Genomic DNA, 20,219 nt, shown 5'->3' with positions numbered 1-20,219 from the left:
TTGTTGGTCTGATGTTTGTGTTGTATTCGAATCATCAGACTTCTGGCAACAGCCACCAGCAAACCGCACTGATGACTAAATAGGGAAGAAAAGCGATGCGCCGTGGCGCGCTTCGTTGCAGAAGGGCCAACGTGCTGGCTAATAAGACCCAGCGGGCAGTTGCGGTCATTCCCCAGAGCAGGAGGTAGCTGAGCATCATTTCGAGATCGCCGTCGCCAAGCAAAGGGTGGCGCCAGTGTGGCCACAGGACACGGATGCTCAGTGCAACGGTTAAGGTCAGCAGCACGACGAGTGGGGTATGGCCCCAGAGAACGAGGGGGAGGGTTGCGTAACTGATCCATCCGGGAAAAGTTTGAGTGCGCGCGTCACAGAGTGCAGCGAAGCCCCATAGTCCTAACCAGATTAGCCGAGTGCTTGTCGTTGGGTGCAACGTCGTTAACAGGAGGCCGACGGTGACTTCCATGATGAACGTCGTTGCGGGGATTGACGCGTGACAGTAATGACACCGCCCACGAAGTAGCAGGTAACTGCACACGGGAACCAGTTGCCAGTGAGCTAGGGGCGTTTGACAGGTATCACAGTGCGAAGCTGGATAGAAAGGGGACGTGTTTGTGGCGTACCGGTCTGCCATGGCCGTTAGCCAGGAGCCAATACAAGTACCGTAAATGAATAGAATAATTGTCATGAAAGTTTCACCTCTATAGGTTAACTCCGTAAAAAATGCCGAAATGTTTCTGCAAAATTCGGCCATGGTTGGTTGACAGGCGTTTTCTGGCATGGTATTCTATTCAAGGTGCTTTTCGCAGACAGGTCTCGGGTATTCATTACCGGACATGCTGACTGACGGCGGGGAGGACACTTCAATTAAATCTCCACATGGGTCGTCTTTTTTCTTTGCAGGAAAATGAACCACCTGGATGTGTGGACTTAAAACTCTAGAAAGAATACGGAAAGGAGGACTATTTAGATGCCTACTATCAACCAATTGGTGCGTAAAGGTCGTAAATCTAAAAGTTCTAAATCAGATGCCCCAGCTTTAAACTACGGGTATAACAGTTTCAAAAAAGCTCAAGTTAAGAATCCAGCTCCACAAAAGCGTGGGGTTGCTACTCGTGTCGGTACCATGACACCAAAGAAGCCTAACTCTGCTTTACGTAAATATGCACGTGTGCGGTTGTCAAACTTAATTGAAGTGACTGCTTACATTCCTGGTATTGGTCACAACCTTCAAGAACATAGTGTTGTGCTTATCCGGGGCGGCCGGGTTAAGGATTTACCTGGGGTTCGTTACCACATTATCCGTGGTGCCCTCGATACTGCCGGTGTTACTGACCGTCGTCAAGGTCGTTCTAAGTACGGTACCAAGAAGCCTAAGGACTAGACCGAGACTACTAGATATAAGAAGGGTTAGGCGCACGGTTGCCGTCGACTAACCTGTAACAGCATTTCAAGGAGGATATTATCAATGCCTAGAAAAGGAAACGTACAAAAGCGTGAAGTCCTTCCTGATCCAATTTACAATTCAAAGTTGGTCACTCGTCTGATCAACCATACGATGATGGATGGGAAACGTGGAACTTCAACTAAAATCATTTATGGTGCCTTCGACATCATTAAGAACGAAACTGGTAACGATCCAGTGGAAGTCTTCGAAGAAGCAATGAAGAACGTTATGCCAGTCTTGGAAGTTAAGGCTCGGCGTGTTGGTGGGTCAAACTACCAAGTTCCTATCGAAGTTCGGCCAGACCGTCGGACGACGTTAGGTCTTCGTTGGATGGTTCAGTACTCTCGTTTACGTGGCGAACACACGATGGTTGAACGACTTGCTCGTGAAATCATGGACGCTGCTAACAACACCGGTGCTGCCGTTAAGAAGCGTGAAGACACCCACCGGATGGCTGATGCCAACCGTGCCTTCGCTCACTACCGCTGGTAAGAGCAGCTATCGCACTGCTTTGCTTGTAGTGTGATAAAATGTTAAAAGCAATGTGTCCTGAGGACTACTTGCTGCTAACTTAAGGGAGTAATCCTTTAATCCAGAGGTGGCTACTAAAATCAATTGCGATGTTAGTAGTCACTTTTTGGCACAATCTACGATCAATTTTGAGAGGAGTTACACATTAATCATGGCTAATACTCGTGAATTTCCGCTTGAGAAGACTCGTAACATCGGTATCATGGCTCATATTGATGCCGGGAAGACGACGACTACTGAGCGTATCCTGTATTATACTGGTAAAATCCATAAGATTGGTGAAACCCATGATGGGGCTTCACAAATGGACTGGATGGAACAAGAACAAGAACGGGGTATTACGATCACTTCTGCCGCTACTACTGCGGAATGGAAGGGTCACCGGATTAACATCATTGACACCCCAGGACACGTTGACTTCACTGTTGAAGTTGAACGTTCCCTGCGTGTGCTTGATGGTGCCGTAGCCGTCTTAGACGGTCAAGCCGGTGTTGAACCTCAAACCGAAACTGTTTGGCGTCAAGCCTCAGACTTCGATGTTCCTCGTATCGTGTTCGTTAACAAGATGGATAAGCTGGGTGCCGACTTCGACTTCTCAGTTAACTCTATCCACGAACGCTTACAAGCGAACGCCTTAGCCTTACAAATGGCTATTGGTGCTGAAGATGACTTTGCCGGTGTCGTAGACTTGATTGAAATGAAAGCCTACGTTTACGACAAGGATACCTTAGGTGCCGACTGGGATACCGTTGATATTCCAGACGACATGAAGGAAGAAGCCCAAAAGCGTCATGAAGCTATGATCGAAAGCGTCGCTGATGTTGACGATGAAATCATGGAAAAGTACCTTGAAGGTGAAGAAATCACCAAGGCTGAACTGAAGGCCGCTATCCGTCGGGCAACGTTGAAGCTGGAATTATTCCCAGTCTTCGCCGGTTCTGCCTTCAAGGATAAAGGTGTTCAGATGTTGATGGATGCCGTTGTGGACTACTTACCATCCCCATTGGATGTTAAGCCTTACAACGCCACTGTTCCTGATACTGAAGAAGCCGTTGAATTACGTGCCGATGATGATGCGCCATTCGCTGCCTTAGCATTTAAGGTTGCCACTGACCCATTCGTTGGTCGTTTGACTTACATCCGGGTTTACTCCGGTACTCTGGAAGCTGGTTCTTACGTCTTAAACGCGACGAAGGACAAGCGTGAACGTGTTGGTCGTTTGCTGCAAATGCATTCAAATCACCGTCAAGAAATTCCAGAAGTCTTCTCCGGTGATATCGCTGGGGCCATTGGTTTGAAGAACACCACTACTGGTGACTCTTTGACTGACCCAGATCACCCACTTCATTTGGAATCAATGGACTTCCCAGAACCAGTTATTCAGGTTGCCATTGAACCAAAGACGAAGGCTGACCAAGCCAAAATGAACGTTGCTCTTCAAAAGCTTTCTGAAGAAGACCCAACTTTAAAGGCTGAAACGAACCCTGAAACTGGTGAAACTTTACTTGCTGGGATGGGTGAACTTGCTTTGGATATCATCATCGATCGGATGAAGCGTGAATTCAAGGTTGAAGCTAACATTGGTGCCCCACAGGTTGCCTACCGTGAAGCTTTCACGAAGTCAACTAAGGTCCAAGGTAAGTTTGTTCGCCAATCTGGTGGTAAAGGTCAATATGGTGACGTTTGGATCGAATTCACCCCTAACGAACGTGGTAAGGGTTACGAATTCGAAGACGCTATCGTTGGTGGGGTTGTTCCTCGTGAATTTATCCCTTCAGTTGACCAAGGTTTGAAGGAAGCCATGGCAAACGGTGTCTTAGCCGGTTACCCATTGGTTGACGTTAAGGCCAAGTTATACGATGGTAGTTACCATGAAGTCGATTCTAGTGAAGCAGCCTTCAAGGTTGCCGCATCATTGGCTTTACGGAAGGCTGTCCAAACTGCCGGCCCTGTTATTCTTGAACCAATCATGAAGGTTGATATCTTGGTTCCTGAAGAATACATGGGTGATATCATGGGCCAAGTTACCGCTCGTCGTGGTAAGGTTGATGGTATGGAAGCACGTGGTAACGCACAAATGATTCATTCATTCGTTCCGTTATCTGAAATGTTTGGTTACGCTACGACGTTACGTTCTGCATCTCAAGGTCGTGGTACCTTTACCATGACGTTTGATCACTACGAACCAACGCCTAAGAGTGTTCAAGCTGATATTATCAAGAAGAACGGCGGCACTCCAGTCGAAGACTAGTCTGTCCTCACTCTTTATCAAGAAACGTCTGACCTCCGGGTTGGGCGTTTTTTTTATAGAAAAAAGGAAAGCTCATGGGAACTCGTCGTCACATAGTGTGGTGTCTTGCGTTATAATAATCCGTGCGTGTAAGCGTCACGCGGGCCTCAAGTATTGGAGAGTGAGTTATGGAAGAGTTGTTCGAACGCGCTCCGATTCCCCGGGCGTACTTTAAGCTGGCGTTACCGGTCGTTCTTGCGATGGTTGCCAGCATGATTTACAATTTAGCCGACACGTTCTTCGTTTCACAAACCCAGAACACCAACTTAGTGGCAGGTGTCGCGCTGTGTACGCCATTATTTTCCTTGTTAATCGCCTTGGGTGACATCTTTGGCCTAGGTGGGAGTTCATTAATTTCACGACTGCTGGGTGAGAAAGCTTATGCAACGAGCAGTTGGGTTAGCAGTTTTTGCCTCTATGGTGCGGTGGTCATTGGTTTGGTGACGACAGTGCTCTTGTTGATTTTTATGCGACCCATTTTACGATTGCTGGGGGCGACTCCGGCAACGTACGCGTACGCCAAACAATTTTATCGCATCATGGCGATTGGTGCGATGCCCATCATTGTTTCCATCGTCCCAGGTAATCTGATTCGAACGGAAGGCTTCGCGACACAGTCCATGATTGGAACGATGGTCGGCACAGTTATTACAATTATATTGGATCCAATTCTGATTTTTCCGCTGGGAATGGGCGCAGCGGGGGCAGCACTGGCGACAGTTATCGGCTACACGATATCCGCCGTCGTCCTGGTTGGTCTGACAAAACACTATTGTCAGGTCATCTCAATTGATGTGAAGCAGAGTCGGATTAACGCGGCGCTGATTCGTCAAGTCTTGTTTATCGGCATCCCAGGATCAATCACGAACCTCATGCAGGCATTTGGGACGACCGTTTTAAATCGGTACCTGGTGGACTACGGACCAACACGCGTGGCCGCGATGGGGATTGTACTTAAGGTGTATATGATCGTGATGTTGGTGATGGTCGGTTTTGCCTTTGGGGCGCAACCATTGATTGGTTATACGTTCGGTGCTAAGAACATGGAACGGTTCAAAAAAATCTTACACTTTGATCTCATGGTCGAGGTTGTCTATGCCCTAGTACTGGCCATCATCTTAATGGTCTTCGCGCCACAAATTATTGGTCTGTTCCTTCATAATACTGCGGTGATTACTGCGGGGACGTATATGTTACGTGCGTTCTTGCTCACGACGCCGTTTGTTGGGGCAATCTTGGTATATACGACAGTGTTCCAAAGCACGGGAAAGGCGAGTGGGGCCTTTATCATGTCGATTGCACGGCAGGGAGTCGTGTTCTACCTGGCCATTGTCATTGGCGCGCACATCGCTGGGTACCATGGCGTCATCTGGGCACAGCCAATTGCTGACGTTCTTACCTGCGCAATCGGGTGGGGACTAGCAAGACACCTATTTAATAGAAGAAACCGTGTTTGACTCCAAATCAACCGAACTGACCCCTAACTTTGAAATTGATTTGGATCAAGCTGTCAATGTTTTTTACAAAAAGATTTGAGAAATTCTGTTAAAACCCTTGTCAGTCGGCGTTTTATTTAGTATGATAGTCAAGTGCTGTATTTCCCCGAGCATTTTTATGGCCTGGGGGTTCGGTTCAAAAGCTTAAGCGATGATGTGGGAGATTGCGACACGCCCGGCCGCTTTGCCATGAGGGCGTGGCGGGAATTTCCACGGAGTTAGTCTTATTTTTAAAATAGACGAAGGAGGGAACACAATGGCAAAACAAAAAATTCGGATTCGGTTGAAGGCATACGAACATCGCATCCTTGACCAATCAGCGGACAAGATTGTTGAAACAGCAAAGAGAACTGGTGCCGGCATCTCAGGTCCAATTCCTTTACCAACTGAACGGACGATCTACACCGTATTACGTTCACCACATAAGTTTAAGGACTCACGTGAACAATTCGAAATGCGGACGCACAAGCGTCTGATTGATATCGTTAACCCAACGCCAAAGACGGTCGACTCATTAATGAAGCTTGACCTGCCTAGCGGTGTTGATATCGAAATCAAGTTATAATTTCCAAAGCAAGTAAATTAATACAATATAATCGGAGGTGTACTCATGACCACTAAAGGAATCTTAGGGAAAAAGGTCGGGATGACGCAAGTCTTCACTGATGCTGGCGAATTAATCCCCGTTACTGTTGTCGAAGCAACGCCAAACGTTGTGTTACAAGTTAAGACGATGGAAAACGACGGTTACGAAGCCATTCAACTTGGTTACCAAGACAAGCGTGAAGTACTCAGCAACAAGCCCGAACAAGGTCATGTAGCAAAAGCAAACACGACTCCTAAGCGCTTCATTCGTGAATTCAGAGATGTTGAGCTGGGAGATTACAAGGTAGCAGACGAAGTTAAAGTTGATACCTTCCAAGCAGGAGACATCGTTGATGTCACTGGTATCACTAAAGGTCATGGATACCAAGGTAACATTCATAAAGACGGTCAAAGCCGTGGCCCTATGGCCCATGGTTCTCGTTACCACCGTCGTCCAGGTTCTCTGGGTGCCATCATTAACCGGGTATTCCCTGGTATGAAGCTTCCAGGTCGGATGGGTAACAAGCAAGTTACTATCCAAAACCTTGTGATTGTTAAAGCTGACGTTGATAACAACGTTCTGTTGATCAAGGGCAATGTGCCTGGTGCTAACAAGTCACTCGTTACTGTTAAGAGTGCTGTTCGCCCGCCACGTCCAAAGCATTCTGAAAATTAAATAGGAAGGGAGGATAATTAAATGACAAGCGTAGCATTATACAAACAAGATGGTAGCCAAAACGGCAACGTTGATTTGAACGCTGATATCTTCGGCATCGAACCTAACGACAACGTCGTATTCGACACGATTTTGATGCAACGAGCTTCCATGCGCCAAGGAACCCACGCCGTTAAAAACCGGAGTGCCGTTCGTGGTGGTGGTAAGAAGCCATGGCGTCAAAAGGGTACTGGTCGTGCCCGTCAAGGTTCCATCCGTTCCCCACAATGGGTCGGTGGTGGTGTGGTCTTTGGACCAACCCCTCGTTCATACAGTTACCGCCTTCCTAAGAAGGTTGGTCGTTTAGCATTGAAGTCAGTTCTTTCACAAAAGGTTCTTGACGAAAGCTTAGTCGTTCTTGATGGCTTAGCATTCGACGCACCTAAGACGAAAGAATTTGCTGCAGTGTTGGCTGGTTTGAATGTCACTACTAAGACGTTGGTTGTCCTTGAAGACGACAACGTAACTGCTGCTTTAGCAGCCCGTAACTTAGCAAACGTTAAGGTTATTCCAGCCAAGAGCTTGAATGTCCTTGATATCGCTGATGCGGACAAGTTAGTGATTACCCAACCAGCTCTTTCTCAAGTAGAGGAGGTGCTCGCATAATGGAATCACGTGACATTATCTTACGCCCAGTTGTTACCGAAGCTACGATGGCAACTATGGACGACAAGCGTTACACCTTTGACGTTGACGTACGAGCAACCAAGACTCAAGTCAAGCATGCCGTAGAAGACATCTTTGACGTCAAGGTTGTTAAGGTTAACATCATGAATTTGAAAGGTAAGAAGAAGCGTCAAGGACGTTACGAAGGCTACACTAAGAAGCGTCGTAAGGCCATTGTCAGCTTATCTGCCGACTCAAAAGAAATCAAGTTATTCAACGAAGAATAAAATCTCAGATATAGGAGGGAAATAACGTGGCGATTAAGAAATACAAACCAACAAGCAATGGTCGTCGTAACATGACGAGCTTGGTTTACAAAGACGTCATCACTAAGACGACTCCTGAAAAGTCATTGCTTGATTCACAAAGTCACTCTGCTGGCCGTAACAACGCTGGTAAGATGACTGTCCGTCATCGTGGCGGTGGTAACAAGCGTCAATACCGGATCATCGATTTCAAGCGGATTAAGGATGATGTTCCAGCAACGGTTAAGGCTATCGAATATGATCCTAACCGGACTGCTAACATTGCATTATTAGTTTACGCTGATGGTGTTAAGTCATACATCATCGCACCTAAGGGCTTAAAGGTTGGCGCACAAGTTCAATCTGGTCCAGAAGCTGATATCAAGGTCGGTAACACTTTACCATTGAAGAACATTCCTTTTGGGACTGTCATTCACAACATCGAATTGAAGCCTGGTAAGGGTGGCCAATTGGTCCGTTCTGCTGGTACTTCAGCTCAATTGTTAGGTAAAGCTAACGACGAAAAGTACGTGTTAGTTCGTTTATCTTCCGGTGAAGTTCGGATGATCTTGAACGTTAACCGTGCAACTATCGGTGCCGTAGGTAACGAAGAACATGAATTAGTTAACGTTGGTAAAGCCGGCCGTAACCGTTGGGCTGGTCAACGTCCTCACGTTCGTGGTTCTGTTATGAACCCTAACGATCACCCACATGGTGGTGGTGAAGGTAAAGCACCTGTTGGTTTACCATCTCCTCTTTCTCCATGGGGTAAGAAGACTGTTGGTAAGAAGACACGTTCTAAGAAGAACAAGACTGAGAAGTTCATTGTTCGTCACCGTAAAGGTTCTAAGATGTAATCAACATCCGATACTTCGGATGTACAGAGACCTGGTTGTCATCGGCTTAACCGATGCGCCACAAGTAGAGGAGGTTTCATAATGGGTCGTAGTTTGAAAAAAGGACCTTTCGCCGATGCGCACTTACTGAAAAAGGTTGATGCGCAAAAGGATCAAGACAAAAAGGCTGTCATCAAGACCTGGTCCCGTCGGTCTACTATTTTCCCTAGCTTTGTTGGTTTAACTATTGCTGTATATGATGGACGGAAGCACGTACCAGTTTACGTTCAAGAAGATATGGTAGGCCACAAGCTTGGCGAATTCGTACCAACCCGGACATTCCGTGGTCATGGTGGCGACGACAAGAAAACTCGTTGATAAGGAGGATTTAACAAATGGCTGAACAAGTTACATCAGCGCAAGCAACTGCTAAAACAGTTCGTATTGCAGCTCGCAAAATTCGCCTTGTCATCGATCTTATCCGCGGCAAGAGCGTCGCTGAAGCAATTGCAATTTTAAAGTTCACACCCCGTGGTACTTCACCGGTTGTGGAAAAAGTTTTAAACTCTGCTATTGCTAACGCAGAAAACAATTTTGATTTAGATCGTCAAGATCTAATCGTTAGCGAAGCCTATGTGAACGAAGGACCAACCCTCAAGCGGTTCCGTCCTCGTGCCAAAGGCTCTGCTTCACCAATCAACAAACGTACGAGTCACATTACGGTTGTTGTATCTGAAAAAGAGGAGGGATAACGCGTGGGTCAAAAAGTAAATCCAACTGGATTACGGGTCGGTATCATTCGCGACTGGGAAGCAAAGTGGTATGCTGAAAAGGATTTCGCTGCTTACCTGAAGGAAGACCTTCAAATCCGTAAATTTATCGAAAAGCGTCTCGTTGAGGCATCTGTATCAACTGTTGAGATTGAACGGGCTGCAAACCGCGTCAACATCTCAATCCACACTGCCAAGCCAGGGATGGTTATTGGTAAGGGTGGTTCCGAAGTCGAAAATCTCCGTAAGGAATTGAACGACTTGACTGGCAAACGTGTCCACATCAACATCGTGGAAATCAAAAAGCCAGACTTGGATGCCAAGTTGGTCGGCGAAAACATTGCTCGTCAATTGGAAGGCCGTGTTGCATTCCGTCGCGCTATGCGTGGAACGATGCAACGGACTATGCGTTCTGGCGCCAAGGGTGTTAAGACGCAAGTTGCTGGTCGTTTAAACGGTGCTGACATGTCCCGTGTCGAAAGCTATGCTGAAGGTACGGTTCCTCTGCACACGTTGCGTGCTGACATTGATTACGCTTGGGTTGAAGCGCACACTACTTATGGTTCTTTAGGTGTTAAAACCTGGATCTACCGTGGTGAAATTCTTCCCGAAAAGAAACAATCTAACGGACAAGGAGGGAAATAAACATGCTGGTACCTAAGCGAGTAAAGTTCCGTCGTGTCCACCGTGGTAAGCTTCGCGGCGAAGCCAAGGGTGGTAAGAGCGTTGCCTTCGGCGATTACGGTTTGCAAGCGTTGGATTCCAAGTGGATCACCAACCGTCAAATCGAAGCTGCCCGTGTGGCAATTACACGTTACATGAAGCGTGGTGGGAAAGTTTGGATTAAAATTTTCCCTCACAAATCCTACACTGCTAAAGGTGTTGGGGTTCGGATGGGTAATGGTAAAGGTACGCCTGATGGCTGGGTAGCCCCAGTTAAGCGCGGTAAGATTATGTTTGAAGTGGGTGGCGTTTCTGAAGAAACTGCCCGCGAAGCATTACGCCTGGCTGCCATGAAACTTCCCGTTCGTACGAAAGTTTTAGCACGAGAGGAAGTAGGTGGCGAATCAAATGAAAATTAAAGAAATCAACGAATTAACCACTGCTGAAATGCTCGATAAAGAAAAGAGCTACAAGGACGAATTATTTAACCTGCGTTTCCAATTAGCTACTGGTCAATTGGAAAACACTGCACGGTTGAAGCAAGTTCGGAAGAACATTGCGCGGATTAAGACCGCTCTTCGCCAACAAGAACTGAACAAGTAGAATACGATAAGAAGGAGGTCACTAATACATGAGTGATGCACGTAATAACCGCAAGGTTTACCGTGGTCGTGTCGTTTCCGACAAAATGGAAAAGACGATCACTGTCGTTGTAGAAACGACGAAGACTGATGCACGATATGGCAAGCGTGTCAAGTACTCCAAGAAGTACAAGGCACATGACGAAAACAACGAAGCCCACACAGGCGATATTGTTGAAATCATGGAAACTCGTCCTCTGTCTGCTACCAAGCGGTTCCGCTTAGTCGACATTGTTGAAAAAGCAGTAATCATTTAGGTGTCGTTTTATCGTATTCTGAATTAGAACTGAAGGGAGGACACTTACAGTGATCCAACAAGAAAGTCGCTTAAAGGTAGCTGATAACTCTGGCGCCCGCGAAATTTTGACCATTAAGGTTCTGGGTGGCTCCAAGCGTCGCTACGCTGGAATCGGTGATGTCATTGTCGCTACTATCAAACAAGCAACACCAGGTGGCGTTGTCAAAAAAGGTGACGTTGTGAAGGCCGTTGTCGTACGTACGAAGTCTCGTGTACGTCGTAACGACGGTTCATACATCAGCTTTGATGAAAATGCTGCAGTGCTGATCAAAGACGATAAGAGCCCACAAGGGACTCGGATCTTCGGACCAGTTGCACGTGAATTACGTGACAACGATTTCATGAAGATTATCTCATTAGCACCCGAAGTACTGTAATTAAGAAACGTTTAACAAGGAGGTGCCCACAGGAATGCTTATTAAAACTGGTGACAAGGTCCGCGTGATCGCTGGCAAAGATAAAGGCAAAGAAGGAACTGTATCTAAGGTCCTGAATGCTAAGAACCGCGTGATCGTTAAAGGTATCAACATGATTAAGAAGCACCAAAAAGCTACTCAATCAAACCCCCAAGGCGGGATCATTGATATCGAAGCGCCAATTCACGCATCCAACGTTATGCTCATCGATCCTTCGAACAACGAACCAACCCGGCTTGGCGTTCGAGTAGAAGATGGTCACAAAGTCCGTTTCGCTAAGAAGTCCGGCGAAACCATCGACAAATAATCTTTGAAAGGAGGAACATAATTTCATGTCAGCTCGTTTAAAAGAAAAATTCGTAAATGAAATTACCCCATCATTGGTGGAAAAGTTCAGTTACAGTTCTGTTATGCAAACGCCGAAGATCGAAAAGATCGTTTTGAACATGGGTGTTGGTGATGCTGTTTCCAACGCTAAGAACCTGGACGAAGCCGTTGAAGAGTTGGGCTTGATTTCTGGTCAAAAGCCATTGGTTACTAAGGCCAAGAAGTCAATCGCCACTTTCCGTCTTCGTGAAGGTATGTCAATCGGTGCTAAGGTTACCCTCCGCGGTGACCGGATGTACGAATTCCTGGACAAATTAATCAACGTGTCATTGCCACGTGTTCGTGACTTCCGTGGTGTAAGTACCCGGGCCTTTGATGGTCGTGGGAACTACACTCTGGGTGTTAAGGAACAATTGATTTTCCCAGAAATTAACTTTGATAACGTTAACCGTGTTCGTGGTTTGGACATCGTTATCGTTACGACGGCTAACACTGATGAAGAGTCACGTGAATTACTGACTCAATTCGGTATGCCGTTTGCACACTAATAAAAGGAGGTTCACACAAATTGGCTAAGAAATCTCAAATTGCTAAGAACAAGCGTCCTGCGAAGTTCTCTACTCAGAATTATACTCGTTGCGAACGTTGTGGACGTCCACACTCTGTTTATCAAAAGTTCCATCTTTGCCGTATCTGCATGCGGGAATTAGCCCACAAGGGTCAAATTCCTGGCATGAAGAAGGCTAGTTGGTAAAACGGAATTTTAAACAAAGGGAGGGTAAACGTTAATGTCCATGACTGATCCTATTGCAGACTTCTTGACGCGGATTCGTAACGCGAACATGGTTCGCCACGAATCACTCGAAGTACCTGCATCAACAATTAAACGCGACATCGCTGAAATCCTGAAGCGCGAAGGTTTCATCCGCAACGTTGAATACATCGATGATGACAAGCAAGGCATCATCCGCGTATTCCTCAAGTACGGTAAGGATAACCAACGTGTCATCAGTGGTTTAAAGCGTATTTCAAAGCCCGGCTTACGTTCATACGTTAAAGCCGACGCTGTACCAAAGGTATTAAACGGTTTGGGTATCGCTATTATCTCCACCTCTGAAGGTGTAATTACTGATAAAGAAGCGCGCGCCAAGAAAATCGGTGGCGAAGTTCTCGCCTACGTTTGGTAAAACTTTTAAGAAGATAGGAGGTGCCTTACAGTGAGTCGTATTGGTTATAAAACTGTCAACGTCCCAGCCGGCGTTGAAGTTAAACGCGATGGTGATCAAGTAACGGTTAAGGGTCCTAAGGGTTCCTTAACTCGGACTTTCTCTGACTTCATTACGATGAAGATCAGCGACGGTGCAGTTGACTTTGATCGTCCAGATAACAACAACAAGACGCGGGCCCTTCATGGGACTCAGCGGGCTAACTTGAACAACATGGTTGAAGGTGTTGTCAATGGCTTTGCTAAGACCTTGAAGCTGGTCGGTGTTGGTTACCGTGTTCAAGCTAAGGGTAAGACCTTGGTATTGAGCGTTGGTTATTCCAACCCAGTTGAAATGGCTATCCCAGAAACCTTGGAAGTTAAGGTTCCGGATAACACCACTATCAACATTTCCGGTATTAGTAAGCAAGAAGTCGGTGACTTCGCTGCTGAAATCCGTGCCGTTCGTTCACCAGAACCTTACAAGGGTAAGGGTATCCGTTACGAAAACGAATACGTTCGTATCCGCGAAGGTAAAACTGGTAAGTAACATTAACGCAGCTTAATGCTGATAATTCTACAAAGAGGTGACTATTTTGATTACGAAACCAGATAAGAATAAGACACGTCAAAAGCGTCATATGCGTGTCCGGAACAAAATTTCTGGAACTGCAGAACGCCCACGCTTAAACGTTTTCCGCTCTAACAAAAACATCTACGCTCAAGTCATTGATGACGTAGCGGGTGTCACGCTTGTTAGTGCCTCGACGTTAGATAGTGATGTGAATGGTGACAACAAGACCGACCAAGCTAAGGCTGTTGGTGTTTTAGTTGCTAAGCGCGCTGTCGAAAAGAAAATTAGCAATGTTGTGTTTGATCGTGGTGGGTACTTGTACCATGGCCGTGTTCAAGCATTGGCAGAAGCTGCTCGCGAAAATGGGCTGAAATTTTAACAGTAAGGAGGAATAACCACACATGGCAAAATTTATTGATCCTGACAAGTTAGAGCTTGAAGACAACGTCGTTGCTATCAACCGTATCACTAAGGTTGTAAAGGGTGGCCGTCGTCTCCGGTTCTCTGCTCTTGTCATCGTCGGCGATAAGAACGGTCACGTTGGCTTTGGTACTGGTAAAGCTCAAGAAGTTCCAGAAGCTATCCGTAAAGCCGTTGAAGCCGCTCGTAAGAACCTGATCGAAGTACCTATCGTGGGAACGACCATTCCTCACGAAGTTCTCGGTTCATACGGTGGGGGCAAGATTATGCTCAAGCCTGCCGCTGAAGGTTCCGGGGTTACTGCTGGTGGCTCAGTTCGTTCCGTCATGGAATTAGCTGGTGTCGCTGACGTTACTTCTAAGCGTTTAGGTTCTAACACGCCAGTCAACGCTGTCCGGGCCACCTTTGATGGTTTGGCTCAGTTGAAGCGTGCTGAAGAAGTTGCCGCTCTCCGTGGTGTCTCTCTTCAACACTTAGCTGAATAAGGAGGGGTATTAAAATGGCTCAATTAAAAGTTACTTTAATTCATAGTGTTGCTCACCGCCTCCCTAAACAGCGGAAGATTGTGGAAGCTTTAGGTTTACACCGTGTTAACAGCACGGTTTTACAACCAGACAATGAAGCTACCCGCGGTGCGCTTTTCCAAGTTGCACATTTAATTAAGGTTGAAGAAGTTAAATAGTTTTCATATCATTAAATAAGGAGGTGCGCAATAGCATGAAGTTGAATGAATTAAAACCTGCTGAAGGCTCACGGAAGGTTCGTAACCGGGTTGGCCGTGGTGATTCATCTGGTAATGGTAAGACCTCTGGTCGTGGCCAAAAGGGTCAAAAGGCTCGTAGCAAGACTCGTTTGGGTTTTGAAGGTGGCCAAATGCCATTGTACCGTCGGATCCCAAAGCGTGGGTTTACCAACATTAACCGTAAGGAATTTGCTGTCGTAAACTTAGCTGCTTTGAACGTCTTTGATGATGGTGCTGAAGTGACTCCAGCTGCCCTGGTTGAAGCCGGTATCGTTAAAAACGAAAAGTCCGGTGTTAAGATCTTGGGTAACGGTGAGTTAACGAAGAAGTTGACGGTGAAAGCCGCTAAGTTCTCCAAGTCAGCCGCCCAAGCTATCGAGGCTGCTGGTGGTAAAACTGAGGTGATTTAATGCTATCAAGCTTGAAAAACGCCTTTAAGATTAAAGACATTCGTAAAAAAATTCTCTTTACTCTATTGGTTTTGATTGTCTTTCGGTTGGGTACTTATATTACCGTCCCCGGCATTAACGCAAAGGCACTTCAAAGCGTTGCGTCTTCTGGATTGGTTAGTATTTTAGATACCTTCAGTGGTGGTGGGTTAACAAACTATTCCATCTTTGCGATGGGGGTTTCACCATACATCACTGCACAAATCGTTATTCAATTGCTACAAATGGACATCGTTCCGCGCTTCGTTGAATGGAGCAAGCAAGGGGATACTGGTCGACGGAAATTGAATCAAGCCACACGATACTTAGCGATTGCATTAGCATTCGTTCAATCCATCGGTATCACGGCTGGTTTCAGTGCCTTAAGTTCACTGAAATTGGTTCAAAATCCAAGCGTTGCAACGTACTTATCAATTGGGTTAATCCTAACTGGTGGGACGATGTTAACTACTTGGATGGGTGATATGATTACAGATCGTGGGTTAGGGAACGGGATTTCAATGATTATCTTTGCGGGTATCATTGCTCGGACGCCAACTTCTGTTTACAAGCTTTACCAAACTTACTTTGTCGATGCCGATAAGGGAACCTTATGGAAGAGTGTTATCTTCGTCTTAGCTTTAATCGTCTTGGTTTTGGTCATTGTGACCTTTACCACCTGGGTTCAGCAAGCCGAACGGCGTGTCCCTATGCAATACACACGTCGCGTATCTGGTTCGCCGGATAGTAGCTACCTTCCATTAAAGGTCAATGTTGCCGGGGTTATCCCCGTCATCTTCGCGAGTTCGTTTATTGCCACGCCACAGACTATTCTGATGGCGTTCCAAAACACCCACTCTCAAGATGCTTGGTACCAAACCTTAACGGATGTCTTCAACATGCAAACGTTCGATGGTGCCATTTTGTACACTGTTCTGATCATTGTGTTCACGTTCTTCTATGCGTTCGTACAAGTTAACCCAGAAAAGTTAGCTGAGAACCTGCAAAAGCAGGGGAGCTACATTCCTGGTGTTTGGCCTGGTCACGAAACACAATCATATGTTTCCAACCTATTGATGCGTCTCAGCACTGTTGGGGCACTCTTCCTTGGATTCATTTCCTTGATTCCGTTATTAGCCCAAAACCTTTGGGACTTAGATGAGTCAATTGGTTTAGGTGGTACCAGCCTCTTAATCGTCGTTGGTGTTGCTATCGAAACCATGCGGCAAGTTGACGGATTAATGATGAAGCGCGAATACGTTGGCTTTATCCAAGATCCAGAACCAGCTTAATGAGTTTCCAGCGGGTGTGTTGATCTATTTAGCACACCTGCTTGTGTTTTTCGGGCAAATTTTCGAATAAGGAGAACGAACATGACAGCAATGAATTTGATCCTCATGGGTTTACCAGGTGCCGGTAAAGGTACTCAAGCCGAAAAGATTATCAAGGAGTTCCACTTACCGCATATTTCTACGGGAGACATCTTCCGTGAAGCGATGAAGAACGAAACTGAAATGGGCTTGGCTGCTAAGAAGTTCATCGATAAAGGTGAACTGGTACCGGACGAAGTGACGAACGGCATTGTTCGTGACCGGTTAGCTCAGGATGATACCAAAGACGGGTTCATGTTGGATGGGTTCCCCCGTTCCATTGTTCAAGCCGAAGCGTTAAACACGTTTGGCCCTGAACTGGATCGGACCATCAACGCCGTGATCAATATTCACGTTGAGCCAGATGTCTTGGTTGAACGCCTTTCTGGTCGTTATATCTGCCGCAACTGTGGGGCAACCTACCATAAGCTGTACAAACAGCCTAAAGTTGAAGGCACTTGTGATGTCTGTGGTAGTCATGACTTCTATCAACGGGAAGACGATAAGCCTGAAACGGTGAAGAATCGTTTGGCAGTGAATTTGAAAGCAAATACGCCGCTGATTGAGTACTACACCAAGAAGGACTTATTGTTCACTGTTGATGGTGACCGTGACATCGATGACGTGTACGTCGACATCGAAAAGATCCTGAAGAACCTGTAGGAAGTGTCATAGTTCTTGCGTCTTCGTGAGAATTATGGTAAGCTTATTCAGGTTTAGCCTGTAAATGGCGCGCTGTCGCAATTCACAGGTGCTAGGTGGGGGCAAGTTGTTGTCTCTACCGCTTTTACGTGTACTTTACACGCAATTAAAAGGGAGGTACTTTCGTGGCGAAAAGCGATGTCATCGAAGTCGAAGGTAAAGTTACCGAAACATTGCCTAACGCAATGTTTCGGGTCGAATTAGAAAACGGTCATGAGATTCTCGCTCACGTTTCCGGTAAGATTCGGATGCACTACATCCGGATTCTGCCTGGTGACCGAGTAACTGTTGAAATGTCACCGTATGACTTGTCTAAAGGCCGGATTACTTATCGGTTTAAGTAACCGCCTGGACAGATGTAGGAGGGATATTCATGAAAGTAAGACCATCAGTTAAGCCAATGTGCGAACACTGCAAGGTTATCAAGCGTAAGGGTCGAGTAATGGTTATTTGCTCAGCCAACCCTAAGCATAAACAACGCCAGGGTAAGTAATTTCAATTTATAGGAGGTGCACTTAAATGCCACGTATTGCTGGAGTGGATTTACCACGTGATAAGAAAATCGCTTACGGTTTAACTTACATTTTTGGTATTGGTATCAACACCGCGCACAAGATTGTTGCGGATGCTGGAGTATCAGAAGACGTTCGGGTTCGCGATATGACACCTGATCAAGAAGACAAGATTCGTGCCGAAGTTGACAAGTACAAGGTCGAAGGTGACTTACGTCGTGAAGTTAGCCTGAACATCAAGAACTTGCAAGAAATCGGTTCTTATCGTGGAATGCGTCACCGTCGCGGTTTGCCTGTTCGCGGCCAACACACCAAAAACAATGCCCGCACTCGGAAGGGTAAAGCCGTTTCCGTTGCAGGTAAGAAGAAGTAAAGGAGGGTTATCACTTTATGGCTACTAGAAAAACTAGTCGCAAGCGTCGGGTCAAGAAGAATATTGAATCCGGTGTTGCACACATCCATGCTACGTTTAACAACACATTAGTTATGATCACTGACGTTCAAGGGAACGCTATTGCTTGGTCATCAGCTGGTGCCTTAGGGTTCAAGGGTAGTCGGAAGTCAACGCCATTTGCTGCACAAATGGCCGCTGAAGCCGCTGCTAAAGCATCACAAGAACACGGTGTTAAGTCCGTTGAAGTTGCTGTCAAGGGTCCTGGTTCAGGACGTGAAGCTGCTATCCGGGCAATCCAAGCTGCTGGTATCGAAGTTACGGCTATTCGTGACGTTACGCCAGTGCCTCATAATGGTACTCGTCCTCCAAAGCGCCGTCGGGTTTAACGTGAGCGTTTCATTAATGAGGGCAACCTTCATGATGGGATTGACTTATAGGAGCTCAACGCGGTTTGAAAGGGGTAAACGATAAGAATGATTGAATTTGAAAAGCCTAACATTCATAAAATTGACGAAAGTAGCAACTACGGTAAGTTTGTTGTTGAACCGTTGGAACGTGGTTACGGGACAACGCTTGGCAATTCCTTACGTCGGATTCTGCTTTCATCATTACCTGGTGCAGCTGTTACCAGCATTCAAATCGACGGGGTTCTGCATGAGTTTTCGACTGTCGAAGGAGTCGTAGAAGACGTCACGCAAATCATCTTGAACGTTAAGAAGATTGCGCTGAAGTTGAACGGTGCCGACGATCAAGAAGAAACGATGGAGATCAACGTTAAGGGACCTGCTCAAATCACCGCTGGTGATATTGTTGCTGGTGCCGACGTTGACGTTTTGAACCCAGATCTGTACATTGCTACAGTTGCAGATGGGGCAACGTTCCACATGCGAATGACTGCAGATAAGGGCCGGGGATATGTCTCTGCTGACGAGAACAAAACTCGTAACACTGATATGCCAATTGGTGTCTTAGCTGTGGATTCCATTTACACCCCAATCGAACGGGTTAACTACCAAGTAGAGAATGCACGGGTTGGCCAACGGGCTGACTACGATAAATTGACCCTGGATGTTTGGACGAATGGTTCAATTAATCCAAGCGAAGCCATTGCTCTGGCTGCAAAGATCTTGACCGAACATTTGGCTATGTTTGTCGACCTGACTGACGAAGCTAAGAATGCGGAAATCATGGTTGAAAAGGAAGAAACTCACAAGGAAAAGATGCTTGAGATGACCATCGAAGAGCTCGACTTGTCCGTTCGTTCTTACAACTGCTTGAAGCGTGCTGGTATCAACACGGTCCAAGAATTGAACAACAAGACTGAAGCAGACATGATGAAGGTTCGTAACTTGGGTCGCAAGTCCCTTGAAGAAGTTAAGGCTAAGTTAGCTGACTTAGGTTTGTCACTTCGGAAGGAAGACTAATTTTAGACACTCAAAGGAGGGTTTCTGGTTATGAGTTACCGTAAATTACAACGGACTAGTTCTCAACGTCGTGCCTTATTACGCGATTTGACCACTAGTTTAATCTTGAACGGCCGCATTGAAACGACCGAAGCACGCGCTAAGGAAGTTCGCAAGACGGCTGACCAAATGATTACCTTGGGTAAGCAAGGCGACTTACACGCTCGTCGTCAAGCCGCTGCTTTCATCCGTAACGTTGTTGCAGATGTTAAAGAAGATGGCGACGATGTCGTTGTCACTAGTGCTTTACAAAAGGTATTTAGCGAATTGGCACCTAAGTACGCTGATCGTAACGGTGGTTACACGCGTATCTTAAAGACGATGCCTCGTCGCGGTGATGGCGCTGCTATGGCCATCTTGGAATTCGTTGACTAATTTTAGTTAGACGGTTCAAGGAGTGATCACGTCCTTAAACGTGGTGAATCGGTTACAAATTAATCACTAGAACCATGTGGTATAGAGCGCTACGATGATGGGGAATTCTTTC

The 20,219-nt window shown here is 46.3% G+C and carries 34 protein-coding genes; 33 read left to right on the top strand and 1 reads right to left on the bottom strand.

All coding sequences use genetic code 11. The features are described from left to right. Positions 1–34 precede the first annotated feature (34 nt). Positions 35–685 carry a prepilin peptidase gene (locus JUF13_RS01820; protein ID WP_203637447.1) on the bottom strand — a complete coding sequence of 217 codons (651 nt, stop codon included), beginning with the start codon at positions 683–685 and terminating at the stop codon, positions 35–37. A 282-nt stretch (positions 686–967) separates the two neighbouring features. Between JUF13_RS01820 and rpsL the strand changes: the two genes are divergently transcribed. The 33 genes from rpsL (at position 968) to rplQ (ending at position 20,107) form a co-directional block, all read left to right on the top strand. Continuing rightward, entirely contained in the window at positions 968–1,381 is a 414-nt protein-coding gene (gene rpsL, locus JUF13_RS01815; protein ID WP_125765160.1) for a 30S ribosomal protein S12, read from the top strand. Between the two features lie 84 nt (positions 1,382–1,465). Further along, positions 1,466–1,936, top strand: coding sequence for a 30S ribosomal protein S7 (rpsG, locus tag JUF13_RS01810; protein WP_020090150.1), 471 nt, complete (start codon positions 1,466–1,468; stop codon positions 1,934–1,936). Between the two features lie 190 nt (positions 1,937–2,126). After that, on the top strand, positions 2,127–4,226 hold the full coding sequence (gene fusA, locus JUF13_RS01805) for an elongation factor G (protein ID WP_125765159.1): 2,100 nt from the start codon (positions 2,127–2,129) through the stop codon (positions 4,224–4,226). Between the two features lie 167 nt (positions 4,227–4,393). Beyond that, a complete protein-coding gene (locus JUF13_RS01800; RefSeq protein WP_203637446.1) occupies positions 4,394–5,722 on the top strand; it encodes an MATE family efflux transporter in 1,329 nt (442 codons plus the stop codon). Positions 5,723–6,017: 295 nt separating this feature from the next. Continuing rightward, positions 6,018–6,326: a 30S ribosomal protein S10 gene (gene rpsJ, locus JUF13_RS01795; RefSeq protein WP_011668500.1), complete on the top strand. Its 309-nt coding sequence runs from the start codon at positions 6,018–6,020 to the stop codon at positions 6,324–6,326. A 45-nt stretch (positions 6,327–6,371) separates the two neighbouring features. Then, entirely contained in the window at positions 6,372–7,022 is a 651-nt protein-coding gene (gene rplC / locus JUF13_RS01790; protein ID WP_125765157.1) for a 50S ribosomal protein L3, read from the top strand. 21 nt (positions 7,023–7,043) lie between these two features. After that, positions 7,044–7,667 carry a 50S ribosomal protein L4 gene (gene rplD / locus JUF13_RS01785; RefSeq protein ID WP_125765156.1) on the top strand — a complete coding sequence of 208 codons (624 nt, stop codon included), beginning with the start codon at positions 7,044–7,046 and terminating at the stop codon, positions 7,665–7,667. Next, positions 7,667–7,954: a 50S ribosomal protein L23 gene (gene rplW / locus JUF13_RS01780; RefSeq protein ID WP_125574885.1), complete on the top strand. Its 288-nt coding sequence runs from the start codon at positions 7,667–7,669 to the stop codon at positions 7,952–7,954. Before rplD ends, rplW begins: the two co-directional genes overlap by 1 nt. 26 nt (positions 7,955–7,980) lie before the next feature. After that, on the top strand, positions 7,981–8,829 hold the full coding sequence (gene rplB / locus JUF13_RS01775) for a 50S ribosomal protein L2 (protein WP_125765155.1): 849 nt from the start codon (positions 7,981–7,983) through the stop codon (positions 8,827–8,829). Between the two features lie 81 nt (positions 8,830–8,910). Further along, complete coding sequence (gene rpsS, locus JUF13_RS01770; RefSeq protein WP_048735499.1) at positions 8,911–9,186, top strand: 30S ribosomal protein S19; 276 nt, start codon at positions 8,911–8,913, stop codon at positions 9,184–9,186. 17 nt (positions 9,187–9,203) lie between these two features. After that, complete coding sequence (gene rplV / locus JUF13_RS01765) at positions 9,204–9,560, top strand: 50S ribosomal protein L22 (RefSeq protein WP_203637445.1); 357 nt, start codon at positions 9,204–9,206, stop codon at positions 9,558–9,560. A 3-nt stretch (positions 9,561–9,563) separates the two neighbouring features. Next, positions 9,564–10,223, top strand: a complete 660-nt coding sequence (rpsC, locus tag JUF13_RS01760; RefSeq protein WP_203637444.1) for a 30S ribosomal protein S3 — start codon at positions 9,564–9,566, stop codon at positions 10,221–10,223. Positions 10,224–10,225: 2 nt separating this feature from the next. Further along, positions 10,226–10,660: a 50S ribosomal protein L16 gene (rplP, locus tag JUF13_RS01755; RefSeq protein ID WP_125765153.1), complete on the top strand. Its 435-nt coding sequence runs from the start codon at positions 10,226–10,228 to the stop codon at positions 10,658–10,660. Continuing rightward, entirely contained in the window at positions 10,650–10,844 is a 195-nt protein-coding gene (rpmC, locus tag JUF13_RS01750; RefSeq protein ID WP_125582382.1) for a 50S ribosomal protein L29, read from the top strand. Before rplP ends, rpmC begins: the two co-directional genes overlap by 11 nt. 28 nt (positions 10,845–10,872) lie before the next feature. Beyond that, positions 10,873–11,139, top strand: coding sequence for a 30S ribosomal protein S17 (gene rpsQ, locus JUF13_RS01745; protein WP_048735510.1), 267 nt, complete (start codon positions 10,873–10,875; stop codon positions 11,137–11,139). A gap of 49 nt (positions 11,140–11,188) precedes the next feature. Beyond that, positions 11,189–11,557 carry a 50S ribosomal protein L14 gene (gene rplN / locus JUF13_RS01740; RefSeq protein ID WP_048735513.1) on the top strand — a complete coding sequence of 123 codons (369 nt, stop codon included), beginning with the start codon at positions 11,189–11,191 and terminating at the stop codon, positions 11,555–11,557. A gap of 34 nt (positions 11,558–11,591) precedes the next feature. Beyond that, a complete protein-coding gene (rplX, locus tag JUF13_RS01735; RefSeq protein WP_125582384.1) occupies positions 11,592–11,903 on the top strand; it encodes a 50S ribosomal protein L24 in 312 nt (103 codons plus the stop codon). 25 nt (positions 11,904–11,928) lie between these two features. Further along, positions 11,929–12,471: a 50S ribosomal protein L5 gene (gene rplE, locus JUF13_RS01730; RefSeq protein WP_125765152.1), complete on the top strand. Its 543-nt coding sequence runs from the start codon at positions 11,929–11,931 to the stop codon at positions 12,469–12,471. Positions 12,472–12,491: 20 nt separating this feature from the next. Next, entirely contained in the window at positions 12,492–12,677 is a 186-nt protein-coding gene (locus tag JUF13_RS01725; RefSeq protein ID WP_082153261.1) for a type Z 30S ribosomal protein S14, read from the top strand. A 34-nt stretch (positions 12,678–12,711) separates the two neighbouring features. Beyond that, positions 12,712–13,110, top strand: coding sequence for a 30S ribosomal protein S8 (gene rpsH, locus JUF13_RS01720; protein WP_048735521.1), 399 nt, complete (start codon positions 12,712–12,714; stop codon positions 13,108–13,110). Positions 13,111–13,140: 30 nt separating this feature from the next. Further along, a complete protein-coding gene (gene rplF, locus JUF13_RS01715) occupies positions 13,141–13,677 on the top strand; it encodes a 50S ribosomal protein L6 (protein ID WP_203637443.1) in 537 nt (178 codons plus the stop codon). 37 nt (positions 13,678–13,714) lie between these two features. Further along, on the top strand, positions 13,715–14,080 hold the full coding sequence (rplR, locus tag JUF13_RS01710; RefSeq protein ID WP_275404329.1) for a 50S ribosomal protein L18: 366 nt from the start codon (positions 13,715–13,717) through the stop codon (positions 14,078–14,080). Between the two features lie 22 nt (positions 14,081–14,102). Next, positions 14,103–14,606, top strand: coding sequence for a 30S ribosomal protein S5 (rpsE, locus tag JUF13_RS01705; RefSeq protein WP_125765150.1), 504 nt, complete (start codon positions 14,103–14,105; stop codon positions 14,604–14,606). Positions 14,607–14,620: 14 nt separating this feature from the next. Continuing rightward, positions 14,621–14,803, top strand: coding sequence for a 50S ribosomal protein L30 (gene rpmD / locus JUF13_RS01700; protein WP_125765149.1), 183 nt, complete (start codon positions 14,621–14,623; stop codon positions 14,801–14,803). A 35-nt stretch (positions 14,804–14,838) separates the two neighbouring features. Further along, positions 14,839–15,273: a 50S ribosomal protein L15 gene (rplO, locus tag JUF13_RS01695; RefSeq protein ID WP_203637442.1), complete on the top strand. Its 435-nt coding sequence runs from the start codon at positions 14,839–14,841 to the stop codon at positions 15,271–15,273. Beyond that, positions 15,273–16,583: a preprotein translocase subunit SecY gene (secY, locus tag JUF13_RS01690; protein WP_125765147.1), complete on the top strand. Its 1,311-nt coding sequence runs from the start codon at positions 15,273–15,275 to the stop codon at positions 16,581–16,583. The genes rplO and secY overlap by 1 nt, the downstream gene beginning before the upstream one ends. 90 nt (positions 16,584–16,673) lie before the next feature. Beyond that, on the top strand, positions 16,674–17,324 hold the full coding sequence (locus JUF13_RS01685) for an adenylate kinase (protein ID WP_308439862.1): 651 nt from the start codon (positions 16,674–16,676) through the stop codon (positions 17,322–17,324). Positions 17,325–17,488: 164 nt separating this feature from the next. Then, complete coding sequence (gene infA / locus JUF13_RS01680) at positions 17,489–17,707, top strand: translation initiation factor IF-1 (RefSeq protein WP_011668477.1); 219 nt, start codon at positions 17,489–17,491, stop codon at positions 17,705–17,707. Between the two features lie 29 nt (positions 17,708–17,736). Continuing rightward, a complete protein-coding gene (rpmJ, locus tag JUF13_RS01675; protein ID WP_011668476.1) occupies positions 17,737–17,856 on the top strand; it encodes a 50S ribosomal protein L36 in 120 nt (39 codons plus the stop codon). A gap of 26 nt (positions 17,857–17,882) precedes the next feature. Beyond that, positions 17,883–18,248 carry a 30S ribosomal protein S13 gene (rpsM, locus tag JUF13_RS01670; RefSeq protein WP_125765145.1) on the top strand — a complete coding sequence of 122 codons (366 nt, stop codon included), beginning with the start codon at positions 17,883–17,885 and terminating at the stop codon, positions 18,246–18,248. A 17-nt stretch (positions 18,249–18,265) separates the two neighbouring features. Beyond that, the gene (rpsK, locus tag JUF13_RS01665) at positions 18,266–18,655 is read left to right on the top strand and encodes a 30S ribosomal protein S11 (RefSeq protein WP_125574870.1); all 390 of its coding nucleotides are present in this window, start codon (positions 18,266–18,268) and stop codon (positions 18,653–18,655) included. 87 nt (positions 18,656–18,742) lie between these two features. Beyond that, positions 18,743–19,693, top strand: coding sequence for a DNA-directed RNA polymerase subunit alpha (locus JUF13_RS01660; RefSeq protein WP_125765144.1), 951 nt, complete (start codon positions 18,743–18,745; stop codon positions 19,691–19,693). Between the two features lie 30 nt (positions 19,694–19,723). Next, complete coding sequence (gene rplQ / locus JUF13_RS01655) at positions 19,724–20,107, top strand: 50S ribosomal protein L17 (protein WP_020090123.1); 384 nt, start codon at positions 19,724–19,726, stop codon at positions 20,105–20,107. Positions 20,108–20,219: the final 112 nt, after the last annotated feature.

Source organism: Levilactobacillus wangkuiensis (genome assembly GCF_016861605.1).
Taxonomy (GTDB): domain Bacteria; phylum Bacillota; class Bacilli; order Lactobacillales; family Lactobacillaceae; genus Levilactobacillus; species Levilactobacillus wangkuiensis.
The sequence above is the reverse complement of the archived record's forward strand: the minus strand, read 5'-3'. Positions and strand labels throughout refer to the sequence as shown.

What these genes read in the sequence shown, in the direction of transcription:
- secY (WP_125765147.1), top strand. Translation starts at nt 15,273, where the DNA reads ATGCTATCAAGCTTGAAAAACGCCTTTAAGATTAAAGACATTCGTAAA.
- JUF13_RS01685 (WP_308439862.1), top strand. Translation starts at nt 16,674, where the DNA reads ATGAATTTGATCCTCATGGGTTTACCAGGTGCCGGTAAAGGTACTCAA.
- JUF13_RS01800 (WP_203637446.1), top strand. Translation starts at nt 4,394, where the DNA reads ATGGAAGAGTTGTTCGAACGCGCTCCGATTCCCCGGGCGTACTTTAAG.
- rplC (WP_125765157.1), top strand. Translation starts at nt 6,372, where the DNA reads ATGACCACTAAAGGAATCTTAGGGAAAAAGGTCGGGATGACGCAAGTC.
- rpsQ (WP_048735510.1), top strand. Translation starts at nt 10,873, where the DNA reads ATGAGTGATGCACGTAATAACCGCAAGGTTTACCGTGGTCGTGTCGTT.
- JUF13_RS01660 (WP_125765144.1), top strand. Translation starts at nt 18,743, where the DNA reads ATGATTGAATTTGAAAAGCCTAACATTCATAAAATTGACGAAAGTAGC.
- rpsK (WP_125574870.1), top strand. Translation starts at nt 18,266, where the DNA reads ATGGCTACTAGAAAAACTAGTCGCAAGCGTCGGGTCAAGAAGAATATT.
- rplQ (WP_020090123.1), top strand. Translation starts at nt 19,724, where the DNA reads ATGAGTTACCGTAAATTACAACGGACTAGTTCTCAACGTCGTGCCTTA.
- rplD (WP_125765156.1), top strand. Translation starts at nt 7,044, where the DNA reads ATGACAAGCGTAGCATTATACAAACAAGATGGTAGCCAAAACGGCAAC.
- rplV (WP_203637445.1), top strand. Translation starts at nt 9,204, where the DNA reads ATGGCTGAACAAGTTACATCAGCGCAAGCAACTGCTAAAACAGTTCGT.
- rpsM (WP_125765145.1), top strand. Translation starts at nt 17,883, where the DNA reads ATGCCACGTATTGCTGGAGTGGATTTACCACGTGATAAGAAAATCGCT.
- rplO (WP_203637442.1), top strand. Translation starts at nt 14,839, where the DNA reads ATGAAGTTGAATGAATTAAAACCTGCTGAAGGCTCACGGAAGGTTCGT.
- JUF13_RS01820 (WP_203637447.1), bottom strand. Translation starts at nt 685, where the DNA reads ATGACAATTATTCTATTCATTTACGGTACTTGTATTGGCTCCTGGCTA.
- rpmD (WP_125765149.1), top strand. Translation starts at nt 14,621, where the DNA reads ATGGCTCAATTAAAAGTTACTTTAATTCATAGTGTTGCTCACCGCCTC.
- rpmJ (WP_011668476.1), top strand. Translation starts at nt 17,737, where the DNA reads ATGAAAGTAAGACCATCAGTTAAGCCAATGTGCGAACACTGCAAGGTT.
- rplP (WP_125765153.1), top strand. Translation starts at nt 10,226, where the DNA reads ATGCTGGTACCTAAGCGAGTAAAGTTCCGTCGTGTCCACCGTGGTAAG.
- rpsG (WP_020090150.1), top strand. Translation starts at nt 1,466, where the DNA reads ATGCCTAGAAAAGGAAACGTACAAAAGCGTGAAGTCCTTCCTGATCCA.
- rpsE (WP_125765150.1), top strand. Translation starts at nt 14,103, where the DNA reads ATGGCAAAATTTATTGATCCTGACAAGTTAGAGCTTGAAGACAACGTC.
- rplE (WP_125765152.1), top strand. Translation starts at nt 11,929, where the DNA reads ATGTCAGCTCGTTTAAAAGAAAAATTCGTAAATGAAATTACCCCATCA.
- rplX (WP_125582384.1), top strand. Translation starts at nt 11,592, where the DNA reads ATGCTTATTAAAACTGGTGACAAGGTCCGCGTGATCGCTGGCAAAGAT.
- rpsL (WP_125765160.1), top strand. Translation starts at nt 968, where the DNA reads ATGCCTACTATCAACCAATTGGTGCGTAAAGGTCGTAAATCTAAAAGT.
- rpsS (WP_048735499.1), top strand. Translation starts at nt 8,911, where the DNA reads ATGGGTCGTAGTTTGAAAAAAGGACCTTTCGCCGATGCGCACTTACTG.
- rpsJ (WP_011668500.1), top strand. Translation starts at nt 6,018, where the DNA reads ATGGCAAAACAAAAAATTCGGATTCGGTTGAAGGCATACGAACATCGC.
- rpsH (WP_048735521.1), top strand. Translation starts at nt 12,712, where the DNA reads ATGTCCATGACTGATCCTATTGCAGACTTCTTGACGCGGATTCGTAAC.
- fusA (WP_125765159.1), top strand. Translation starts at nt 2,127, where the DNA reads ATGGCTAATACTCGTGAATTTCCGCTTGAGAAGACTCGTAACATCGGT.
- rpmC (WP_125582382.1), top strand. Translation starts at nt 10,650, where the DNA reads ATGAAAATTAAAGAAATCAACGAATTAACCACTGCTGAAATGCTCGAT.
- rplW (WP_125574885.1), top strand. Translation starts at nt 7,667, where the DNA reads ATGGAATCACGTGACATTATCTTACGCCCAGTTGTTACCGAAGCTACG.